Annotated in this window: 1 pseudogene; it reads right to left on the bottom strand. The window is 63.6% G+C overall.

From position 1 onward, the window contains the following. Positions 1 to 297, bottom strand: a pseudogene (locus SB765_RS28900) (shikimate kinase); the annotation flags it as partial.

The following is a 297-nucleotide window of genomic DNA, read 5'->3' as shown; positions in this document are numbered from 1 at the left end:
AAGCAGCGGGCGATTACGGTCGCGCGCGGTACGGCCAACCTGCTGCTCCACCGAGGCGTGCAGGTAGATCACCCCGACCACCCTGGTGCAATGCCTGGCGGTTGGCTTCGCGCATCACCGCGCCGCCGCCGGTGGCCAGGACCACGCCATCAAGCGCGCACAGTTCGGCGATCATCGCTTGCTCGCGATCACGAAAACCCGGCTCGCCTTCCTTGTCGAAAATCCACGGGATATTGGCGCCGCATCGCAGTTCGATTTCCTTGTCGGAATCCTTGAACAGCAGGCGCAGCTCTTTGG

This window comes from Pseudomonas sp. SIMBA_067 (assembly GCF_046534675.1).
GTDB lineage: Bacteria > Pseudomonadota > Gammaproteobacteria > Pseudomonadales > Pseudomonadaceae > Aquipseudomonas > Aquipseudomonas putida.
The sequence above is the reverse complement of the archived record's forward strand: the minus strand, read 5'-3'. Positions and strand labels throughout refer to the sequence as shown.